Annotated in this window: 10 protein-coding genes; 2 read left to right on the top strand and 8 right to left on the bottom strand. The window is 49.0% G+C overall.

Translation table 11 applies throughout. The features are described from left to right. Positions 1-48 precede the first annotated feature (48 nt). The 4 genes from CYPRO_RS07075 to CYPRO_RS07055 form a co-directional block, all read right to left on the bottom strand. Positions 49-8,742 carry a GH36-type glycosyl hydrolase domain-containing protein gene (locus CYPRO_RS07075; RefSeq protein ID WP_114983949.1) on the bottom strand — a complete coding sequence of 2,898 codons (8,694 nt, stop codon included), beginning with the start codon at positions 8,740-8,742 and terminating at the stop codon, positions 49-51. A gap of 707 nt (positions 8,743-9,449) precedes the next feature. Continuing rightward, a complete protein-coding gene (locus tag CYPRO_RS07065) occupies positions 9,450-10,490 on the bottom strand; it encodes an IS110 family RNA-guided transposase (protein ID WP_114983947.1) in 1,041 nt (346 codons plus the stop codon). A 408-nt stretch (positions 10,491-10,898) separates the two neighbouring features. Then, positions 10,899-12,068 (bottom strand): dicarboxylate/amino acid:cation symporter, encoded by a 1,170-nt coding sequence (locus CYPRO_RS07060; protein WP_114985728.1) that lies wholly within the window; start codon positions 12,066-12,068, stop codon positions 10,899-10,901. A 238-nt stretch (positions 12,069-12,306) separates the two neighbouring features. After that, positions 12,307-15,531: a S41 family peptidase gene (locus tag CYPRO_RS07055; protein WP_114983946.1), complete on the bottom strand. Its 3,225-nt coding sequence runs from the start codon at positions 15,529-15,531 to the stop codon at positions 12,307-12,309. A gap of 1,827 nt (positions 15,532-17,358) precedes the next feature. Here CYPRO_RS07055 and CYPRO_RS07050 point away from each other — a divergent pair. Both CYPRO_RS07050 and CYPRO_RS07045 read left to right on the top strand, forming a co-directional pair. Next, complete coding sequence (locus CYPRO_RS07050; RefSeq protein WP_114983945.1) at positions 17,359-17,544, top strand: VIT1/CCC1 transporter family protein; 186 nt, start codon at positions 17,359-17,361, stop codon at positions 17,542-17,544. Positions 17,545-17,554: 10 nt separating this feature from the next. Further along, on the top strand, positions 17,555-17,842 hold the full coding sequence (locus CYPRO_RS07045) for a type II toxin-antitoxin system RelE/ParE family toxin (protein WP_164682616.1): 288 nt from the start codon (positions 17,555-17,557) through the stop codon (positions 17,840-17,842). A gap of 29 nt (positions 17,843-17,871) precedes the next feature. On the opposite strand, the gene CYPRO_RS07040 is transcribed toward CYPRO_RS07045, so the two are convergent. The 4 genes from CYPRO_RS07040 to CYPRO_RS07025 form a co-directional block, all read right to left on the bottom strand. Next, positions 17,872-18,228, bottom strand: coding sequence for a DUF2335 domain-containing protein (locus CYPRO_RS07040; protein ID WP_240644872.1), 357 nt, complete (start codon positions 18,226-18,228; stop codon positions 17,872-17,874). A gap of 125 nt (positions 18,229-18,353) precedes the next feature. Next, complete coding sequence (locus CYPRO_RS07035) at positions 18,354-18,605, bottom strand: hypothetical protein (RefSeq protein ID WP_114983942.1); 252 nt, start codon at positions 18,603-18,605, stop codon at positions 18,354-18,356. A gap of 209 nt (positions 18,606-18,814) precedes the next feature. After that, on the bottom strand, positions 18,815-20,554 hold the full coding sequence (locus tag CYPRO_RS07030; protein ID WP_240644857.1) for an ATP-dependent DNA ligase: 1,740 nt from the start codon (positions 20,552-20,554) through the stop codon (positions 18,815-18,817). Further along, positions 20,541-21,551, bottom strand: a complete 1,011-nt coding sequence (locus tag CYPRO_RS07025) for a hypothetical protein (RefSeq protein WP_114983940.1) — start codon at positions 21,549-21,551, stop codon at positions 20,541-20,543. The genes CYPRO_RS07030 and CYPRO_RS07025 overlap by 14 nt, the downstream gene beginning before the upstream one ends. Between the last annotated feature and the right edge of the window lie 11 nt (positions 21,552-21,562).

Genomic DNA, 21,562 nt, shown 5'->3' with positions numbered 1-21,562 from the left:
GGTGCTGTTGGCAGATCGTTCCTCATTTTGATATAAAAATGTACACCCTTAAGTTTCAATTATATCTAAGCGAACTTGATGCTGTTTTCCATCTTTGTAAAGCAAAATTTTCGCAGGGGCTTCACCAAATTGAACTTCAACTCCATCTACTGTTCCGGCAAGCAGCCCGCTTTGTCGCCTCTCCGGGTTCATAATCTGTATATGGTACTTAGTGGTTTGGTCATCCAAGAGCAGATCTACTGTAAATCCTTCCCAATTTTCCGATATAACAGGATTTAACAAAAGGGAGTTGCCATTGAATTGGATCCCAAGTACGGACTCCAATGCCACCCGATACATCCATCCTGCCGAACCAGTGTACCAGCTCCAGCCTCCTTGTCCGGTGAGGGGGGCTTCTCCGTACACATCTGCTGCTATCACATAGGGCTCTACTTTATACCTATCTGCAGAGGTTTTGTCGTGAGAATGGTTGATGGGGTTGATCATGTTGAGATAATGAACTGCCTTTTCACCCATACCCATGGCAGCGAAGGCTTTTACTGTCCATAGTGCCGCATGGGTGTATTGCCCGCCATTTTCTCTTACGCCCGGAATATAGCCTTTGATGTAGCCGGGATCTTTTTCCGTTTTATCAAAAGGAGGGGTTAATAATCGAATAAACTTTCCTTTTTCTGAAACGAGATGTTGTTCCACGGCTTGAAGACTTTGTTTTCCTCTTTCAGGAGAAGCTACACCGGAAAAAATAGACCACGCCTGAGAAATGGCATCTATTCTACATTCTTCATTAGCAGCAGAACCAATAGGTGTGCCATCATCATAAAATGCCCTTAAATACCATGCTCCGTCCCAACCGTTTTCATTGAGTTTAACTTTCAGTTCTTTGGCTGTCAAAGCATAGTGATCGGCTCTTGCTGTATCATCCATACTACGGCAAATTTTTTCAAACTTCACGAGTATGTCATACATAAAGAATCCAAGCCAAACACTTTCGCCCTTTCCCGCTTCTCCCACGCGGTTCATTCCGTCATTCCAATCTCCTCCGCCAATGAGTGGCAGTCCATTGACCCCAAAATGAAGTGAAATATCAATTGCCTTGCAACAATGTTCATATAGGCTGCCGGTTTGTGCCAGTGTACTTGGATGCAGATAAACTTCATGTTCAGTTGGTTCTAGCGCGCGAGCATGGATATAACCAACGTTTTCTGTCAAAATCGAAGTGTCTCCCGTTGATGTTAAATAAAAATCAAGCACATAAGGCAGCCAAAGCCTGTCATCGGTGATTTTGGATCTAATACCTCTTCCTGTGGGTGGATGCCACCAATGGAGGACATCTCCTTCCAAAAATTGTTGCCCGGCATGAAGCAAGATTTGATTTCTGCAAATGAGCGGGTCGGCATACAATGCAGCCATGGCATCTTGCAATTGATCTCGGAATCCAAAAGCTCCTCCAGATTGGTAAAAGCCTGTCCGTGCCCACATGCGACTCGATAAATTTTGGTACATCAGCCAACCATTCATGAGCATATCCAAGGACTTGTCTGGTGTAGAAATCTGGACTTTAGCAACTATGTCCTTCCAATATGTTCGAATATTCAGGAGTTCTCCTTCGACATTCTTTAGTTCAGAAAACTCACGGATGATATTTTCTGCTGTCGCTCGATTGCTGGCTTCTCCCTCCAAAAAGACTAGAGTAACGCTTTCACCCGGTCTAAGCTCGAAATAGGTTTGTAAAGCTGCACATGCATCTCCACCATAAATAATGTTGTTATCAAGCCATTTTGACGATTCAATAGAAAGAGGCTTACCTAATGAACGATTGCGGCCAATGAATCGATTACGGTCTGTAGTAAATCTACTCATAGCACCATCTAATGGATTGACGAGTGTGGAAAAAACAGTTCGCCCTGAAAACTCATTGTTGTAGTGGTTGCACGCAAAAAGTGTTGTGCCATCCGTAGATACTTCCTGATTTACAAATCGTGAAGAGACGGAGCGGTCCACTCCCAAAACCCTGTCTAAATACCTGAATACCGAAAGTTTTTGTGTGCTTGATGTTGTGTTTTTTAAGCTAAGTGTTGAGAATTTCAAAGCTTTATTGATATGCACAAATTGAAGCAAGGATTGCTCCAATCCATTTGTTTCCAGCTTGAAACAGGAATACCCGAAGCCATGGATGACCTTATAAGAAGCAGCCGCTGCGACAGGGCCTGGGCATGGAGACCAGTAGTGCATATTTTCTTCATCACGAATATAAAACGCTTCTGAGTGGGTGTCTTTGATGGGGTCATTGGACCAAGAAGTAAGCTTATTCTCTCGGCTGTTTTCACTCCAGGTATAGCCAGCACCACGCTCTGAAACCGTAAAACCGAAATTAGGATTGGCAATTACATTGATCCAAGGTGCAGGAGGCAAAATCGGAATCCCTGTTTGAGGGTTTGTTTTGATCAGTAGGTGATATTCGGTACCATCAGCAGAGAAGCCTCCATAGCCGTTAAAGAATTGAAGCTCCTTGGACCATCCTTTGGATACTTCCTGATCCAAGGCAATCAGCTTCTTTAAAGGGCTGTAGGTGCTATCTATATGATTTGAATACCAAGATTCCGTTTCGTTTTTTTGAAATATTTTTGACAGCTTCGGCAGTTGCTTGTTCCATACCACATGTGCTACACTTAACAAAAGTGTGAAAGCCTCTGCTTGTATTTTATCTGCTTTGTATATAAATATGCCACCTCTTCTATTAAACACTTCTCGCTCAAGGGAGGATTCAATAGCCACTTGAATGGCCTCCTGAACTTCGTCTATATACCCGGGTGCGTGCTCATTAATGATGAGTAATTCGGATTCGATGCCCCGCTTACGCCAAAAAGAATGTGCTTTCAACAAGAGTTTCACATGTTTTAGCTGATTGGTTTCGTTGATACGGAAAACAATCAGCGGAAAATCACCTGAAATGCCATAAGCCCATAGATCTGCTTGCTTTTTTTGATTAGAAAGAAGCGTTTGAGCATCTGTCCTAAAAGTTGGAACGGCAAATAAGAGATAGGATGAAAGATTTTGGAAAAGATGTGCATCACTAGATCGTATACCCATGTGATTCAACTCTACAAAACCGTAAATGGAGGCCAAATCAAAAGCTCTGTTGACAGCCAGTTGACTATCATAAATCTTGGCAATTTGCAACGCTTCTTCTTTGGATTTTGCAAAACCAAGACCAAAGCTCAGGTTGGCTTTTTCTCCCGGTTGAAGGATGATTTGCTTTCTTAAACTTACAATAGGGTCTGAAACATTGCCTTGAAACCTTTTGAGTATAAACCCATCTGTTAATGCTATCGGGTTGCTTAATGATCTGCCTTTCCCAATAAAATTTGATCTTTCTGTCTCAAAACCAATGGGTTTAACTACATCAATTTGATTGCTGCATGCAAAAGTATGAATGAGATAAAAAGGAGATTCTTCCTTGCTTCGCGGCCTTCTTTTGGCCAAAATAGCATCATTCTCTTCTATATACTCTGTTTCAATAAACAATTTTGAAAAGGTAGGATGAGCATTATGATGTATTAAGCCATTAAGCATAACTTCGGCATAACTTGTAATTTCAAGCACCCTTTTTCGGTCGGAATAATTGGTGAACGTAAGTTTTCTGAGCTCAATGGGATAATCAGGCGATACACATATTTCTGATGTAGTTTCAATCCAATTATCAACACGTGAACAAATCACTTTACCATTGTGAAACCATGTATCATAGCGATCGGGTTTGCGCTTCACTGGTTGGTGCATTGCAGACCAATATTCACCACTTTCTACATCTTTAATGTAGAAATACAAGCCTAAAGGATCTGTTGTTGGGTCTGCTTTCCAGCCATTTAAAGTGATACCTTCCGTTTTGGCATAACCACTACCTGCATGTGTTATCATTGATGAGAAATTCCCATTTGATAAGGTATGTAAGCGAGGAGTTGTTAAATCAAGTTCGTTGATTCCTGCGTGGTCTGCTACATATTGAGCAGCAGACTTTGTGCTCGGCTCCAGTTCTGCATCTATCGGATGGGGTTCTTTGATGGGTGTTCCTTTGGGAATACGCTCTTGTAGCAAAAGCTCACAACTTTTTATCCGGGGGTCAGCATGGAAACTATTTCTGGTAGAATTTCCATTGAGCACATTTTCCATGGCGATGAGGCTCATGCCATGATGGTGTACCATATAGGTTTTTACCAACTTAAAGGTCGTCCCTTCTGTAAGGTGGGCCGGAGTGTAGTCAATGGCGTCATAAAATCCAAAAAGCCCCAATCCACCTGCCTTTTCTATTTCCTTCAGATTCTTCATAGGATCGGTTATTTCAACCATGAGCGAGAGTAAACTGGCATAAGGTGCTACTACATATTCATCGGCCAAGCCGCGTTTTAAACCCAGGCCAGGTGCCCCAAAAGTCCTGTATTGGTAATGTAAATCTATATTGAGAAAATAATAAGCACTTTCAGAAGAGCCCCACGGGAAACCACGGCTATGGCCGTATTTTTTTTGCCATTGGATAACATTCCGACAAGTATTGTTCATCATAGTATCCTCAAAAGACTTCAGGAAGAGTAGCGGCATTAAATACTCAAACATGGTACCGCCCCATGACAGCAACATTTCGTCCTGATTGATTCGGGTGAGCCTACGACTTAGCCTAAACCAATGCTCCACCGGCACATCTCCTTTGGCAATGGCTATGTATGAAGCAATGCGTGCTTCACTTGCCAATAAATCATAGGTGCTTTTATCAAATTGTGCGATATCCAGATTGTATCCGATACTAAACAAACCTCTTTCTTTCTGGTAGAGAAATGAAAAATCCATTTCATCTATCAAGTTTTCTGCAAGTTTTTCAATTTGTTCTGCTTTCTCAAGCCATTCGTCTATTAGGTTTTTGCATAGATCATCTTGCGATGCATCAATTAATAAGCTTTTTAAATCAAGACAAGAATAAAGGTGGATATCTATTTGTTTCTGTTGGGTTAAGCTTTGTAGCTCATCTAAGACCTGATTTAGATATACCAAAGGACGTTCTATCCAGAAAAGAAAGTTTTCAAGTTTGCTGTCATCCAGTGAGCTGTCGAGTTGAGGTACTTGAATGGTCAGCAGTTTTTCTGCATCTTGTTTTAAATCTAATAACAGCTTCACGTTTAGTTGAAAGTCAGAGGCAGATGCTTTTTCTAATGTGTGAAGCATGGATTTTATAAAAGTTTTCACCTCGTCAAAAACCGTTATTTTCAGAGACATTTCTGATTTTAGTTCATCCGCTATGTTGTCAATACAACTTAAAGTATCATGAAATCCTCCATAAAAGTGTTTATAAATATCTTTGGACGCCATCGCCTCCTTCACCGCTTCTTTAACTGCGATGAGGCTTGCTGCAAGATTGCCGGAGTCCACAGTAGAAATATATGAAGGCTGCAACACATGGCCAGAACCTGTAGCATACCAGTTAAACAAGTGCCCTTTATATTTATCGAGGCGACCTATTGCCTGCAAAGAATCTAATTGCCTTTGTAAATACACTCCTAAAGTAATGTAGCCCAATTTATAAGCTGATGTATTGGACACCAATGCCAGGCCGATATTGGTGGGGGATGTTCTATTGGCTTCAGGCAATGAGGGATTTTCCTGATAATTATCCGGTGGAAGCCATCCGTGTGTATCATCAACAAAGCGATCAAAATAAGACCAGGTTCGTCTTGCGTACAAGCGAAGTCGCGATCGCTCTTCTGCTGAAATTACGATTGGTTTTTTTTCTAAAGGCTGACTGATATACCAAACATAAAAAGGAGAACTAAACCATAATACAAAAAAGGGAGTAACTACCCAAAGATTCACAGGATGGGTAAAAAGGGCAAAAATGAATATACCGAGACCTAAAAGCATCGGAAAAATCATCCCCCATATGTAGCTCCGCAACGAATGTTGATTGAGGCTTTCGACATGCGAAGCGGTAGACCATTCAAGCAGCCATTTTTTCGAAAAAGTTAAGCGGTACAAGGTTCTAAAAATCGCATCTAACTGAACAAAAGCCTGATGAGGTGCAATTATAATGGTGGACATGGCTTGAATCCAATGAATTCTCAAATTATCCCATACTTTAACCATGTGGAGTTTCCATCGCACACGTGCGGGCCTATTAAGCAAATCGCTTGATAAAGAGATGTAGGTAGGAAATGCAATAACCCCGAAAGCAGCCAATACCCAGATCCAATTAGCACCCGGCAGCCAAAATATACCTGCAACGAAAAATATAGTTAGAAATAAAAAGTTGAGCGACCTTCGTAGGTTATCAAATATCTTCCATTTCGATAATAGGTTTATCGGATTTTTAATAACACCAGCCTCTGAAGGAATGCTTCGAAATAGCCATGCAGCTATTTGCCAATCGCCTCTTGTCCAGCGATGGTTTCTTTTTGTATAGGTGCTGTATGTACTCGGGTAATCATCAAACAATTCAATGTCTGTGGCAAGTCCCGTTCTTACAAATGCACTTTCAATAAGATCATGTGATAGAATTCTATTTTCGGGAAATTGACCGGTAAGTACACAATGAAAAGCCCTGACATCATAAATCCCTTTTCCTGTAAAAGAAGCTTCTCCGGTCAAATCTTGGTAAATATCAGAAACCGCTGCCGAATATGGATCCAAACCGATATTCCCTGAGAATATTTTAGAAAATCTCGTGCTTTTTGCAGATTCAGGAGAAAATGAAATGCGTGGTTGCACAATTGAATAACCTTTGGTGATGCGTTTTTTCTCATCGTCATACCAAGCCCTGTTTAAGGGGTGTGCTATGGTGTTGATTAATTTTTTTGCAGAGCCGGGTGGTAATTTGGTGTCAGCGTCCAATGTAATCACAAACTGTATCGGACAAAGGCTTGTGCTAGTCAAAAAATCACCCACTATAACCGTATAAGAAGTTGGAGTGGTTGGGTCACAAATCAAGTTGTTCAATTCTTCGAGTTTTCCTCGCTTTCTTTCCCAGCCCATCCATGTATTTTCAGACGCATTCCAAAGACGCTCGCGATGAAGCATAAAGAATCGGTCTCCGTATCGAGATGAATACTTTTGGTTAAGTTGATGAATTGCTTGTGTTGCGGCATCTAGAATGGCTTTATCTCCTTCTGACATTTTTTCTTGTGCATCTTTGAAGTCAGATAGTATGGCGAACTGAATACCGGGATCTGGGTTCCCTAAAAAATGAACTTCTATATTTTCAATCTGCCTCAATGCATCTTTTACAGAAACCAACATGGTGGGTATAACAACCATTGTTCTTAAATTATCAGGGACATCACTTTTGTCATTCAGTTTTGGAAGCAAGCGAGGAGCTAAGAAAAAGGCAAAAAAGCGATTAATAAAAGAAATGGCTAAATCGAGGGCGGGGAAAACGGATATAAGAATAACCGCTACTATAATGCCAAAACTGTATCCAATTGCTCCTGAAGCTAACCAAAGTGCCCCAATAAACACCAACGAAAGAACAGAAACTGTCAAGATATAAAGTGAAAAGTGGGTTTCAAATGCACGAATGATCCGTTCCCTCATAGGGATAGCATATCCGGTTTTTCTGATGAGTTCTTTATAGCCATCGCCTATCAGGAAATACCCAATATGTCGCTTAACACAGTCTTTTCCGAAAATATAGTTCTCGCATTCCTTTGAAACGAGTGCCACCTGTTCAGTAGCCAACTCAAAAGCTATGTTGGCTACCTGAAGCTCATTGTAAGCCGAACGTCTGCTCACTTTTTCTACGATTTTACGGTAACTATCTCTGGTTTGAAAATCCATTTGCGAATAGTCACCGGAAGGATCTTTTTTGAGGATGTCATTCATCAAGGAACACTCCTCCACAAAATCAGACCATTCAACTTCTGAAATCTGCCTTAAGGATAAAACGGCATTTTGAACATTTACCTCAAGTCTTGATTGCTTCTGTGCCTCCTGACGCATGGCATCTTCCAAAGTAATTTCATATTGGTTAATACGGTAATTGAACCAGCGTTTTTGCTCTTCATAGAGTAGCCCATGGGTTTGAAGATGGTTGAATAACTCAGTAAGTGCAGATAGACCTGCTTTTTTAGCGTGTTCTTTAAACCAAGCGGATATTGCTTGCGAATATACACCCGGCTCTTCAAGATCTTCCTTCTGAATACCTACCACAAACTTTTCTACTTCAATTTTCAGCTTCTTTTGTTCTAAAATTGTTGCTGCCTTTGCTGCCAAGATTTGGATAAGAAACAATCGAATCATGATAGGAATTGCCCAAATCTCTCCAATCTGAAGAGGTTCTTCTTCCTGATAATTCTTTATATACTCCGCTAAAACTTCTTTATTTAAAACATTATCCGTATGGGTGAGCAGGTTCTGTACAATTTCATAAACCCTTGGGAAACCAATATGCTCTCCTTTTGAAAGCAAGGGGATATTTTTGTGATAATCTTTAGGGAAGTCTATTCCTATCTGAACCATCTGCTCCTGGATGATATAAAAATTATCCAGAATCCACTCTGAAGCCGGGGAGATTTCTTTTTCCGATTTTACAATGGATGAAAGTGTTTTATATGTTTCAATAAGCACCTCTTTGGATTTTTCCAATATAGGCTTAATCAACTTTGGCTTAGGTGAGCCTTTAGATACTTTATGAATTTTAGCCAAACTAATGGCACTTTCTCTCAGAAATTCGGAGTTAAAGGAAACTGTTAACGGGTTGTTCATAATTTTGCACTTTAATTTGTGGATAATCGGGTGCTTATTACGAATAAACTGTTTCTAGACACCAACCTGAAAACAATCTCTAAATAATAATGGAGTCCTTACTTCAAGGATAAACCATGTATCATCACATAAATCAAAATTGGCCAATACAAAGATAACCTTTTTTAATTAGCAAAAATTCGGCATTTGAACTTGTCCGTCTTTCCCAAAAATGAATCGTTTGATTATTATTTATGACTAGAAGAACTTACTAATAGCTTTAATAGAATGTCTGCCAACTCATTTATACACGCAATAAACATGCGCTTTACATACCAATATGGAGTGATATGCGACCATTTATTGCGCTTTATTCAATTTGGTTTATTGGGACTATTACTTGTACTTGCCCTTTCAAGCTTAATACCAAACTATTAAGCTCCAAAGAATATACTCGCCAAAGTTTAACATTCAAAGTAATTTCGGCTTTGCTACCATTAATTATGATTTTCTTTCGGGCTTGCGCGCAGTAATCGGCAAGAAGCGCCAACATCAAAAAGCAAGGCACCATGAGACCGATTTGGGAGGTCTGGAACCAGCACTTCTGCCAGGTACTGTGTCAAAAGTCAAGTAATTTTTTTCCTTTTAATCTTCAAAAAATGCCATTTCTAGCTCCGGTATGGTAGTATCAACACCGGTATCGCCCTTGGGCGATACCGCGCTGGCGCTCAGGCCGCGCTGGCGCTCAGGCCGGCCGGCCTGAGCGCCAGCGCGGCATCAAAGGCCTCGTTTTTCTTCCACAAATGGTACATCAGGCACAATAACTTCTTCTGCAAGGCCACATTTGCCTTCATTGATATCCCGTGCCGGCTGAATAACCGGTCATAATAGTTGTAATAGGGCTGCCGCTTGTGCGACAAAATATTGCCCACCGGCATATACATCGCTGCCCTGATGCGCGCATTGCCCTGTTTCGACATTTTTCTTTTGCCCTTGTGTTTACCTGACTCCTTAACCAATATATCGTAACCCGCATAGCTGATCAGCTGGCTTCTTGACGTAAAGTATTCAAAGCCCAGCGTCTCTGCCAGCACCGTGGAGATTGTAATCAAACCTATCGACGGAATCGACTTCAGCTTATCCACCTTTTCTTCGATCTCCGGATCCGAATCCAGATGCCTGGTGATCAGCTTTTCAAGCTTGGTGATCTGTTTATCCAAGGCAGCGATGGTTTGCTGGACAATCTTGCGCGTATCTTTGATAGCGTAAGCGCTGTAATTGAGAGCGTGAAGCTGGTTTTTGAGCTGGGTCCGCTGTTCTACCAACGCGCCACGGGTACGCGTGAGCTGACGCAGCTCGCTCCAATAGGGTTTAATGCCCCGCCATAGCTGCAGCTTCTTGCGCGCACCCATCAGGGCTAGCCCGCGGGCATCAATACGGTCGGTTTTGTTCTTGAATCCCTCAGACTCATTGAATCTACGCGCCTGACTGGGTAAAACCACGCTTAATGCCCATTCGGGGTGGTTATCAAACAGGTGCAGGGCAACCCGCTCGTAATACACACCGGTGGCTTCCATGGTGATGCGCACCGGTGCAGGCTGTTTGGACTCCCATTTGGTGACCCAGCTGACAAACTTGGGCAGCTCTGCCTGGGTGTTGTTAAACTTTCTGGAGGAGCGTACACGCTCGGTCTGTTCAACAGGGTTATACTCGAGGATGCAGGCCTTGAAGTCGTCTTTTGAGATATCTATGCCAATGGAATAAAACATGACTAATCAATAGTTTAGTGGTGTGTTATTTGCATCCGAAGCAGGATCCTGTCGCATGAATTTCACTCATGAATGGTAGCTTTAGAAACGGGTCTAAGCTCTAGGTACTGTTGTCTTTCAACGCCAGGATACAAGTCTGGTTATGCCTGGCGTGGTTCATCCGGTTAAACCGGTGATTGTGATGCTCCGAGGGTGCCAGACTTGCTCCTATTTCGGTTGTTTGGTTTCTAATCTAACACTTGCCCGATTAGACGCCAATTTGAATCAAAATTAACATATGAGTGATGCTCTCGGTGTTCCTCCCAAAAAATAACAAGCCCTGAACTACCCCATAATTCTGAGTCTAAACACCGAAACCGGGACCACCTCCTGCAATCCCGATCCCGGTGTTTTGGCGTTGGCGTGGGGTCAGGCTTCGGGGGTGGTGTCCATCGAATCGACCATGAGGGAGATGGCGCCGTCGCCGGTTACGTTGCAGGCGGTGCCGAAGCCGTCCTGTGCCATGTAGAGGGCGAACATGAGGCCGAGCTGTGCGTCGGTCATGCCGAGTACGGAGGCCATGAGGCCGATGGCGGCTACGACGGCGCCGCCGGGTACGCCAGGGGCCGCGATCATGGTGACGCCCAGCAGGAGGATGAATTGCAGGAAGATGCCGAACTCCGGCGTGATGCCGTTGAGGATGAGCACTGCAACGGAACAGGCAACGAGGGTGATGGTGCTTCCGGCGAGGTGAATGGTCGCGGAGAGGGGTACGACGAACTCGGCGGTGCGCTCGCTCACGCCGATGCTTTTCACGCTTTGGAGGGTGACCGGGATGGTCGCGGCGCTCGACATGGTGCCGAGTGCGGTGGTGTAGGCGGGCAGCATGCCACGGATGGCCCGGAACGGGTTGGTGCCGGTCCGGAGGGCGGCGATGGTGTATTGGGTGAGAATCCAGAGGAAGTGCGTGCCGATGATGACCGCGAACACCCGCGCGAAGACGGCGAGGGTTTGGAAAGCTTCGCCCGAGGCCGCCATGTCGGCGAAGATCCCGGCGATGTGAATCGGCAAAAACGGGATGATGACTTTCACGATCACGAGCACGATGATGCTGCGGAATTCGTCAATCCATGCGAAGAGGGTGGTGCGGTTTTCTTTTTGTTTGAGGTAGTTGATGCCGAGGCCGAACACGAAGGCGGTGACGAGCGCGGTCATTACGCCGAAGATGGGCGGGGTGCTGATTTCGAGGAAGGGCGTGAGGCCGGAGGCGCCTTCGCCTACATCGCTGTGGGTGATGAACATCGGGATGATGCCCGTGCTCACGAAGTACGCGAGTACCCCGGCGAGCACGGTTGAGCCGTACGCGAGCCCCGCGGTGCCGGCGAGGAGCTTGCCGGCTTTGGCGCCCAGCTCGGCTATGCCCGCCGCGATGAAGCCGACGATAATCAGCGGTACCATGAACACCAGAAACTGCCCGAACAGGTGGGTGAAGGTGTAGAGCATGCGACCGGTCCACTCCGGCAGGTAGAGGCCGATCAGGATGCCGGCGATGATGCCGATGACGAGACGGGGCAGGAGTCCGAGGTTCACGTTTTTCATGGAGATCAGGGGTTTGAATGCGGGATTGGGTTGAAGGATTTTGGTGCGGGTGATGCGGGTTGGTTCAGCGGCTTTTCTTTTTTGGATGGGGCGAGTCCGGCAGGTACATCCGAAGCGGTTCAGCCCCCGGTTCGGAGGGCTGAATCCGGCACGGAAGCTGCGGGGCGCTTCCACCGAAACCCCAAAAAAAACAGCGCGTTAAACAAGCAAGGCGCTGTTTTGGGGAAAGTGAGCGGATCTACTCGCCGAAGCTGACGCCCTGTTCGCGCAGGTACTCGAAGGCGCGCTCGAGCTGCGGATCGCGTCCGTGCAGGAGGTCGTGGAAGCTGTTCCGGATTTCGATGTGCGGGGTCACGCCGGTGAGTTCGAGATTGTTGCCTTCGAAATCGAACACGCCCCAGGCGGGGAGGCGGTGACTTGAGCCATCCACAAGGCCCATCGCGGTGGTGAAGATGATCCAGCGGTAGGTCGGCATGCCGATGAGGGTGCCGAGGCCGAGCTCGCGGAGACCGGCGGTCGTCATTTCGGCGTCGCTGAGGCTTTGCTCGTTGATGAGCACGACAATGGGCTTGCCGGCGGGCGCGAAGTTGGGCTGATCGGCGAGGGCGCCGCTGCGGAATTGCCAATTCAGGTAGGGCGCGCGGCTGAGGGTCTGAATGACGTCATCATGCACGTTGCCGCCGCGGTTGTAGCGCAGGTCGAGGATGAGGGCGTCGCGGTGCACGAACTGCCGGGCGATTTCCTGCTGGAAGTGCCGCAGCGAGCCCGCGCCCATGTTACGCATGTGGATGTAGGCGACCCGCTCACCGGTGATTTCATCGACCTTGTGCTGACGGCTGCGCTCCCATTCGTCATAAAACAGATTTTGCAGCGATCCGGAGGTCTGTGACTGCACCCGCACCGGATACTCGGCGCGGCCCCGGGCAAAGGTCAGCTCAAGCTCGCGGGGCGTTCCGGCTTCTGCCGTGCTGAAATAGCGCTCGCGGTTGCCCTCGGGATTGACGCGGACACCATTGACCGCGCGCAGCATGTCGCCCGGCTGCACAACGGCCTGCAAGCCGGCAAGCTCGGCATTGCTGCCGTGCAGGATGCGCTCCACCACGAAGGGATCATCGTTGCGGAAGAGGATGCCGGTAGCCAGGGTGCGGGCGTTGAGGAACACGTTCTCTTCGTCGCCGCGGGTGTTGAAGCCCATGTGCGAAGAATTGAGCTCGCCGAGCAAATCGTTGGTGAGGCGGCGCAAGTTGGCGCGGCTATTGAGGTGCGGCAGAAACTGCGCGTAGTAGTCGCGCAAAGCGTGCCAGTCCTGACCGTGGAAGTTTTCTTCGTAGAAATTCTCTTCGAGATTGGCCCAGGTTTCGAAGAACATCTGCGAAAACTCATTCATCAGATTGCGGCTGAAGCGGTGCTCGATGCGGATGCGCTCGGTGTTGTTCCGGTTGAGGTCGAGCTTGTGGATGTTGCCGCTGATGAGCAAAAACTGACTGCCACCGGCGGTGACGATGTCGGTGCCCGCATTTCGGGTGCCGTCAATTTTGGTGGTCTCGGGCGACTTGAAAGGCTCGAGTACCGTCTTCCACAGATGAAAACCGCTTCCGTCGTGGGCGGAGCCGTAAATGACGGTCTGTTTCTCGCCATCAACGACCACAAACGGGCCGGTTTGATTGCCGCTGTGCCGGGTGATCTGCTCCCAGCGCTCATGCAGGCGGTCGGTTTCGATTTCGACCCTCACTTCGGTGTCAGTGCTGCCGCCTTCGGTGAAAAGCGCGTCGAAACGGTCGAGGCGCAGCGGCGCAGCCTGCGGGGTCAGGGCCATGCGCCAGATGTCCGCTGCCGTGTTGCCGCGTGGAAACACCGGCTGAATGCGGTCGGTGGAAAAATAGAGGTAGCGGCTGTCAGCAGACCAGAACGGCGTGTTTTCGGTCACGCCCGTGCGGGTGAGGTTCAGGGTTTGCCCGCCGGAAATCTCGTGCACGATGATGTCGCGCTCAAAAAAGCGATACGCGTTGAAGGCAACCCAGCGGCTGTCGGGCGACCAGCGGAGGGTGCTATTGCGGAAGGTCCAGAGTTCGTCTTCGAGCAAGAGCCGGCTTTGGTTGCGGGCGGGGTCGAAGCGCATGACTTCGGTTCGGCCCCGAAAGTAGGCCACGCTTTCGGCGTCGGGCGAAAGCCGCAGGTTCCGGTGATGCAGGGACAGCTCGGTAAGCTTCATCTCGGGACCGTCGCCGGTCGCGCGCATGCGGAACAGGTTGAAGTAGCCGGCCAGGGTTTGGGTGTAGAGCAGGTCTTCGTCATTCAGCCAGATGACCTCCCCTACCCGCTCATCGCTTCGGGTCGGCATCTGGCGCACAAAGCGGCCTTCAGCGTCGGACACAAACAGCTCACCGCGCGCAACGAAAGCCAGCTTTTTGCCATCCGGCGACACATCAAAGGCCGTGATGTTCCCGGCGACTTCGAACGAAACCGGCAGCCCCAGCACCGGCGTGCGGGTGATCTGCACCGGAATCCGGCGGGCTTCGGCCTGCGCCACATCGTAGGCCCAAAGCTGATAATCGAGCTCAAAAACCACGACGCTGCCATCCGCACTCACCTGCGGAAACTTCACCGAGCGGTCGAAATGCGTGAGCTGCTCCAGCCCGTCCGCACCAAGCCGGAACAGGTTGTACTCGCCATTGTACGCATCTGAGGTGTAGTACACGACCCCGCTGCGGTCAATCGAGGGCCACATGTTCTTGCCGTCGTGCACCGTGTGCGCAGTATAAACATCGGTTTCCGGATTGTAGGAGCGGATCACCGGATTGAATGGCCCGCGGTACCGCTTGCGCTCGTAAAACCGGAAACTCTCCCAGGTGTCGGTAAAAAAGAAATCACCGGTATCCGGATGCTGCGCCACATCGTGCGGCAGGTTAAAAAAATGGCTGTTCATCAGCCGCCGCGGGGTGTCGCCGCTGATGCTCACCTCGTACGCATCAATATAATTGTAGCGGTCGGAGCTGAACCGCACGTGCTGCGAATCCCACGACCACGAATTGACCAGGTTCGAGCCATCATGCCAGGTCAGCCGCCGGATGTCGCCCCCTCCTACCGGCTTCAGGTACACGCTCGTGTTGCCGTCGAGCTCGCCCGAAAACGCAACCCAGCGCCCATCGGGCGAAAACCGCGGATGCGTCTCCTCCCCCGGCATCCCGGTCAGCCGGCTCGCCACCCCGCCGCTGACCGGCACCTGCCACAAATCGCCCTCAAAACTGAAAACCACGGATTGGCCGTCCGGCGAAGGCGCAGGGTGCGTAAGGAAAAACGGCAGCACGGCTTCATCGGAGGCCGTCTCATTGGCTATTTGCACAGCCTCAGCTGCGGAAGCGGGAAGGGGCGAAATCAGCGACAGCGCCCACAAAATCAAAAAAGCGGCAAATCCCGGAATCAGGATTTTGCCGGAAAAACAGCTCGTACAGGTCCGTTTCATAAAAAGCCGGTTAGATTAATGGTGATGAACAGTTCAAAGCTCAACATTTTCGGAAAGCAAAGCAGAGAATAATAAATTCTCCCGAAGATTGGAACACAAACCGGCACCCCTTGCCCTCGCCAGGCCCCAGTCCTTGCCCGAAAGGCAGTCCGCACCCACCCTCCGGGCCGGAACAAAACTCATCAAACGTCAGCTGCTTTTTTTATTTTTTGGGTAAAACTCCGAGAGCATCAAGGCCGCAATGCTGACTCAATGCATCCCAAAACGGTCTCAGGTCGCCTTGCTTTTTTTGCCGGTTTGACGCTGATGGAACGCGGATCGGGCTAATGCAGCGGCATTCACCCGAATGCCTCGCCGTGTGTTAAACAGGATTTTTAGGATTACAGGATGGACAAGATGTTGTGGAAACTACATCCTAAGCCTCATCACCAGATCCTTCGACTCCGCCTTCGCTGCGCTTCGGCTCCGCTCAGGATGACAAGGCCATTGCTGAAAACCCCGGCGCGGCTTGCCGCGCCGTTTGCCATGTGCCGGCGCCTGTCATCCTGAGCGAAGCGCAGCGAAGGCGAAGGATCTCGTGGTGTAGGGCTCAGAAGCGGGAAAGGCGTGGGCACGCTATGCGCACAATTGGAAGGCCAACCGATATTGATAGAAGCCCAATGAGACGAATAGGGCGGCACTCACGCGAATTAGCCTTCCCCCCATCGCCGTCTGTTGAACAGGATTTTCAGGATCACAAGATGGACAGGATGTTTTGAAATCAACATCCCAAGCCTGATTACCAGATCCTTCGACTTCGCCTTCGCTGCGCTTCGGCTCCGCTCAGGATGACAGGGTCATTTCTGAAATCCCCGGCGCGACTTGCCGCGCCGTTTGCCGCGAGTCGGTGTCTGTCATCCTGAGCGAAGCGCAGCGGAGTCGAAGGATCTCGTGGTGTAGGGCTCAGAAGCGGGAAAGGCGTGGGCACATTATGCGCACAATTGAAAGCCCGACCAATATTGATAAAAGCCCGATCAGGCGAACGCAGCGGCATTCACCCAATTTACCTTCCTCGCATCGCACTGTTTTGAGAAGGATTTTTAGGATTACAGGATGGACAGGATGTTGTGGAATCATCTTCCTAAGCCGACACAGGCATACGAGACTAAAAATGCTCATAAGCAATTCGAGAATCACCAACCCTAACAGGCTTGCTCCGGGACCACCCCTTTCGTGATAGCGACTGATTTGCGCCGTCTTCATAATATTTTCGATGTCAAATTTTCGTCTCTTAACACCAGGAAGCCCAACAGTTCAGCGTTTCGATTCGAAAATGGAAGCCCACTCGAAACCCTCCAAGGGTTGCGAACCCTTGGAGGGTTAACCACACTCGTAAATCCAATAATTACAGCATCCTAAACCGTCATCCCGGAAATGCTGCAATTCGGCACTCCCTAACCACCACGAAATGCCCTGCAGCATTATCCGGGATCTACCAAGCAGGACCAGCCGCGATGTAATAGCAGGCCGCAGATGGCAGCCCCCGGATGATGGAACGCGAATCAGCCGGTTGCCGCGGCATTCACCCGGATTGGCCTTCCCGTCATTGCCGTGTGTTGAAAAGGATTTTTTAGGATTACAGGATGGACAGGATGTTGTGGAAACAGCATCCTAAGCATAATTACCAGATCCTTCGACTCCGCCTTCACTTTTTTGAATCACCGATATACGAGAATGTTTAAGCTGAAGCCTTTTTTCGGCAATTACCTAAGCTCCTGTCAAAACCCATTGTTTTTTATTTCACTGATAACGATACTATTTCAAACATAAACTTAAGCTCCTGTTACCATGGAAAAAACCGACTTAAAAAAAGAAACCGAACGTCTTTTGAATGATCTGCCGGAAAATGCGGACTGGGATGATCTGATGTACAAAATTTATGTCCGCCAATCGATTGAACAAGGATTGGAAGATTCCGCTGCAGGCAGGTTGTGCTCACATGATGCACTGAAAAAGAAATATCAGCCCGCATAAGGAAAATTGCGTGGACAAAGAAAGCCGAGGAACAACCCGATCAGATTTTCGACTTTATCGCAGAAGACTCACACTTTATACCTATCGGACCGTACAGAAAATCATCGGGAGAGTCGAAAAAATCCCGCTGTATCCGTTCAAAGGTCGCATGGTCCCGGAATATGAACGGGATGATATCCGGGAGGTTTTTCATCACCCATACCGCATCATCTACATGGTAAGGCCTGAGCTAACTACCATTGAGATCATCAGCATCATACACAGCTCGCGTTTGCTGCCGGATGAAATGACAGATTAGTTGTTAATAAAAAAACGCGTAAATCATGCTTATTCCTGATTTCGCTGTGCCTTTTTCCCAATTACAAAAACTGTCACAAGTCCCACAATTGTAGTCGTGCCAAATACACCGGCTACCCATTCATAGCCACTTAATGCCAGCACGGTTGCAAGAATCAGACCTAAGACTCCCAAAGCAAATCCAAAGTTTTGACCCCTACGGCTTTGGGACAGCTCTTCTTTAATAGCATAGTCTTCAAGCTGCATGCGATGGGCTGATTGCATTTCAGTCATTCGGAATATTCTTTCTGCTCCATTTTCTACAATATCCGAGTACTCTTTAAGCAGTGCAGGTGGCGGAAGCGGACCTGTGAATGAGCTTGATTGTTGGATAGTTACACCAAGCAAAGCCTCCTGCAATGTCTGAGCTTTTTTTCTGCAGGTACATCTTCTAATGCCTTATCCAATGCATCAGAAATTTGAGCTGAAGCTTTTCCTTGGCTTTCCTGCCTTTTACTCATTTCGATGGACTATTAGGGTTGTTTATTTTCAAGTGCTGATTGCTTCACTTTTTGCATTTCATCTTCAAGTACCTGCCTGAAATCCTGCCCAACCATGTTCCAATCCGAAGCAAGGGCGTTAAAATCGGCCTCTTGAGGTGACTTTGAATAATTAAACTCAAAATAGCGCCCTGAAATATTGAGTACAGAACCCATCCCCGTTAAAAAGCTGGTTTTCGGGAACAATCGGCTTGTTTTAATTTTTTTTGTTGATACAGCATTCATATCCAATAAGATAGCTTTTGTTTTTTTGGCATAATATAATAAAGTTGCGTAACAAATTTGACTCTTGCCAGGCCGTGCCGCTATATCTCCAAAGATTCGGTAGTGTTAAAATTGAACTCATAAATTGTATTCGACATCACAACGAGCATTTAAATGAGAAATCAGTTCATGCGCGAACCTGCATGGACAACTTTATTTTCTAAAGAAAACTACCTAAACGACCTATGCTCACGCTGCGCGCTTCGCTCAGCGGTGCGTTTCTCTTCGGCGAGGCGTTCGACTTCATGCAGGGTGTCTGCGTCGGCAGGGGTGAGATCCCAGCGGATGGCGCGGAAGCGGGGAAGGCGGAGGGTGTAGCCAGCTTTGGTGCGCTTGTTGACCTGAATGCCGTCGAATTCGAGCTCGACCACAATGCCGGGTTTAAGGGAGTAAGTCGGGCCGAAGCGATCCACAATGAGGGGTTTCATGGCCTGATTGAGTTTTTTGAGCTCTGCATCCGTATAGCCGCCGTAGGCTTTGCCGATGGGGATGAATTCTTCCTCGTAGCGCTCATCATCCCTAACGGAGATACCGAGGGTGAAATCGGAGTAGGTGCCGCCGCGTTTGCCGCTGCCCGCATGCGCGTACATGATGACCGTATCGAGGGTGCCGCCGGGCTTTTTGACCTTCAGCCAGGACTTCCTGCGCTGCCCGTATTCGTAGGTACTGTCGCGGTGCTTGAGCATGAGGCCTTCGTTGCCGTGCGCGAGGGCACGCTCGAAAAACTGATCGACTTCCGCCTCATCCTTCACCTCAAACGCAATGCTGCGGCGGATGTCGTGCTGTTCACACAGGCTTTCAAGCTGCGCACGGCGGGCTGTGAGAGGAAGTCCGAACAGCGGCTTGCCTGCGCTGTACAGCAGGTCGTAGGCGATGAACACGACCGGATGTTTTTTGAGAATGCCCACGCCCGGCTTTTTCACGCCCATGCGTTTCTGCAACTCCTGAAACGGCTGAATGGTGTCCTCACGGAACACGCAAATCTCGCCGTCGAGCACGGTAGCGGGCATCGTTTTGGCGCTGAAGTCCTGCACAATTTCAGGGAAAGCCGCAGTGATGTCGTTGAGATCGCGTGAAAACAGCGCGACTTTTGCGCCCTCCGCATGCAGCTGACACCGCATGCCATCGAACTTTTCTTCGGCAAGGTAGGCGCTGATGTCCTCGACTGCGCGGCTCTCGACCGGGGAGGCGAGCATGAAGGCAATCGGCTGAAACAGCCGGAAGCGAGCTTCGTCGAGGCGGGCTTCGCGGCAAAGCACCGCGGTCCGCCCAAGGCTGCCGGTGATCATGTGGGCGTAGCGGACTTCCTCCGCCTCATATCCAAAAGCCGAGGCAAGGGCCGAAACAATGCTGCGCGCCTCGAAGCCGATCCGCAGGCTCCCCTGCCCCATCACCCGGATAAAAAACTTGATTTCCAGCGGACTCATCCGCGACCAGGCTTCTGTGAGCAGCGCTTGTTTGCCTTCGCGGCTACGCTCTTTTTCGAGCCGGTAATACAGGGCTTCGGTTTCGGTCAGACTCAGCAGTTCAGGTTGCCGCTTACTGATGGCAACGGGCAGGTTTTCCATCAGCTTTTCGATGGTCTCGCTTGCGCTTCCGGTCGCAGTGCGGCAGGCGCGGAACACGAGGTCGTAATCAATCTCACAGAAAGAGGCGGCGCATACGGCAACAGTCCGGTGCCCCACCGAGGCGCGTTTGCCGGAGACCGAAGAAAAAGCACCTTCCCCGGCAAACTGCGCAGCAATCGCGGTGTCCCGCTCGTTGGGAAGCGAGCGCAGGTAATCCGCAAAGAGGCTGATTTTCCGGTTGTTGCCGCGGGTTTCGGCAATGCGCTGCATCACTTCACAAAACCTGCGGAAGGAAGCTCCGAACCGGGCGTCTGTTTCAGGCAGGGTGTCAGTCATCTTCATAGCCCTCAATTTCAAGCGGCTGACTCGCAATGCCGGCTTCCGACAAATAGTGCTGCACGACGCGCGGGTTGGGGGTATGGGTGATGTACACCTTGCGCGGATTCAGTTTTTTGCAGAGCTCAAGCAGTTCGAAGAAGTCGATATGATCGGACAGCGGGAAGAGCTTATCGACCGTGAGCTGCACCCGGCGTGACTCATGCGTAGCCCAGCCGGACACGTAGGCGACGCGCTTGCGCCGGATGTTCCGCAGCATGGGCGACTCCAGCGCGGAAGAGGGCGTGATGAGAATGCGACCGTCCTGAGCCGTTGCGCGATCGTATTTATCCCAGTTGCCCAGGGGAAATCCGAATTCTTCATAGACCTTGCAAAGTTCGTAGCCCGCACCATGAATTTGCACGGGGAGGCCGAGAGGCGCGAGTCCGTGCATGATTTCCTGCGCCTTGCCCAGATTGTAGCCCAGGAAAACGGGCGTGTAGCCTTCGTCGAGGGCTTCTGTAGCGAAAGCGCGCATTTCCGCGAAGAGCTCGTCGTGCGGTTTCCACTTATAAATCGGCAGCGGGAAAGTGGACTCGGTGATGAAGAAGTCAGTGGCGTCCGGACAAGTGAAGCCTTCGGTTACGAGCGAGGGCGGCGTCTTGTAATCGCCGGTATAGAGGATGCGCCCGGCTTCGGTCTCGACTTCGATCATGGCCGAGCCAAGGATGTGTCCTGCTGGCCAAAGGGTAACCCGGCAGTAATCAAATTCGACGGGCTTGCCGAATTCAAGCTCGGTGACATCCCCCCGGAAGCCGCGCAGCTGCATAAGCCGGGCGGTTGGCGGCGTCGCATACACGTGCATGTAGCGGTCGCGCGGCAGGTGATCGGCATGGGCGTGACTCACAAAAATGTGCTTTGCCACATTGGCCGAAACATCCAGCCCAACATCCGCATCGGGCAGGATGATGCCGTGACCGCGCTCAAGCCGGTAGTTCAGATTGTGTTTATCGGTTGATTGCATGCTGTTTGCAA

This window comes from Cyclonatronum proteinivorum, assembly GCF_003353065.1.
Classification (GTDB): domain Bacteria; phylum Bacteroidota; class Rhodothermia; order Balneolales; family Cyclonatronaceae; genus Cyclonatronum; species Cyclonatronum proteinivorum.
This window is presented reverse-complemented; position numbering and strand designations above follow the sequence as displayed.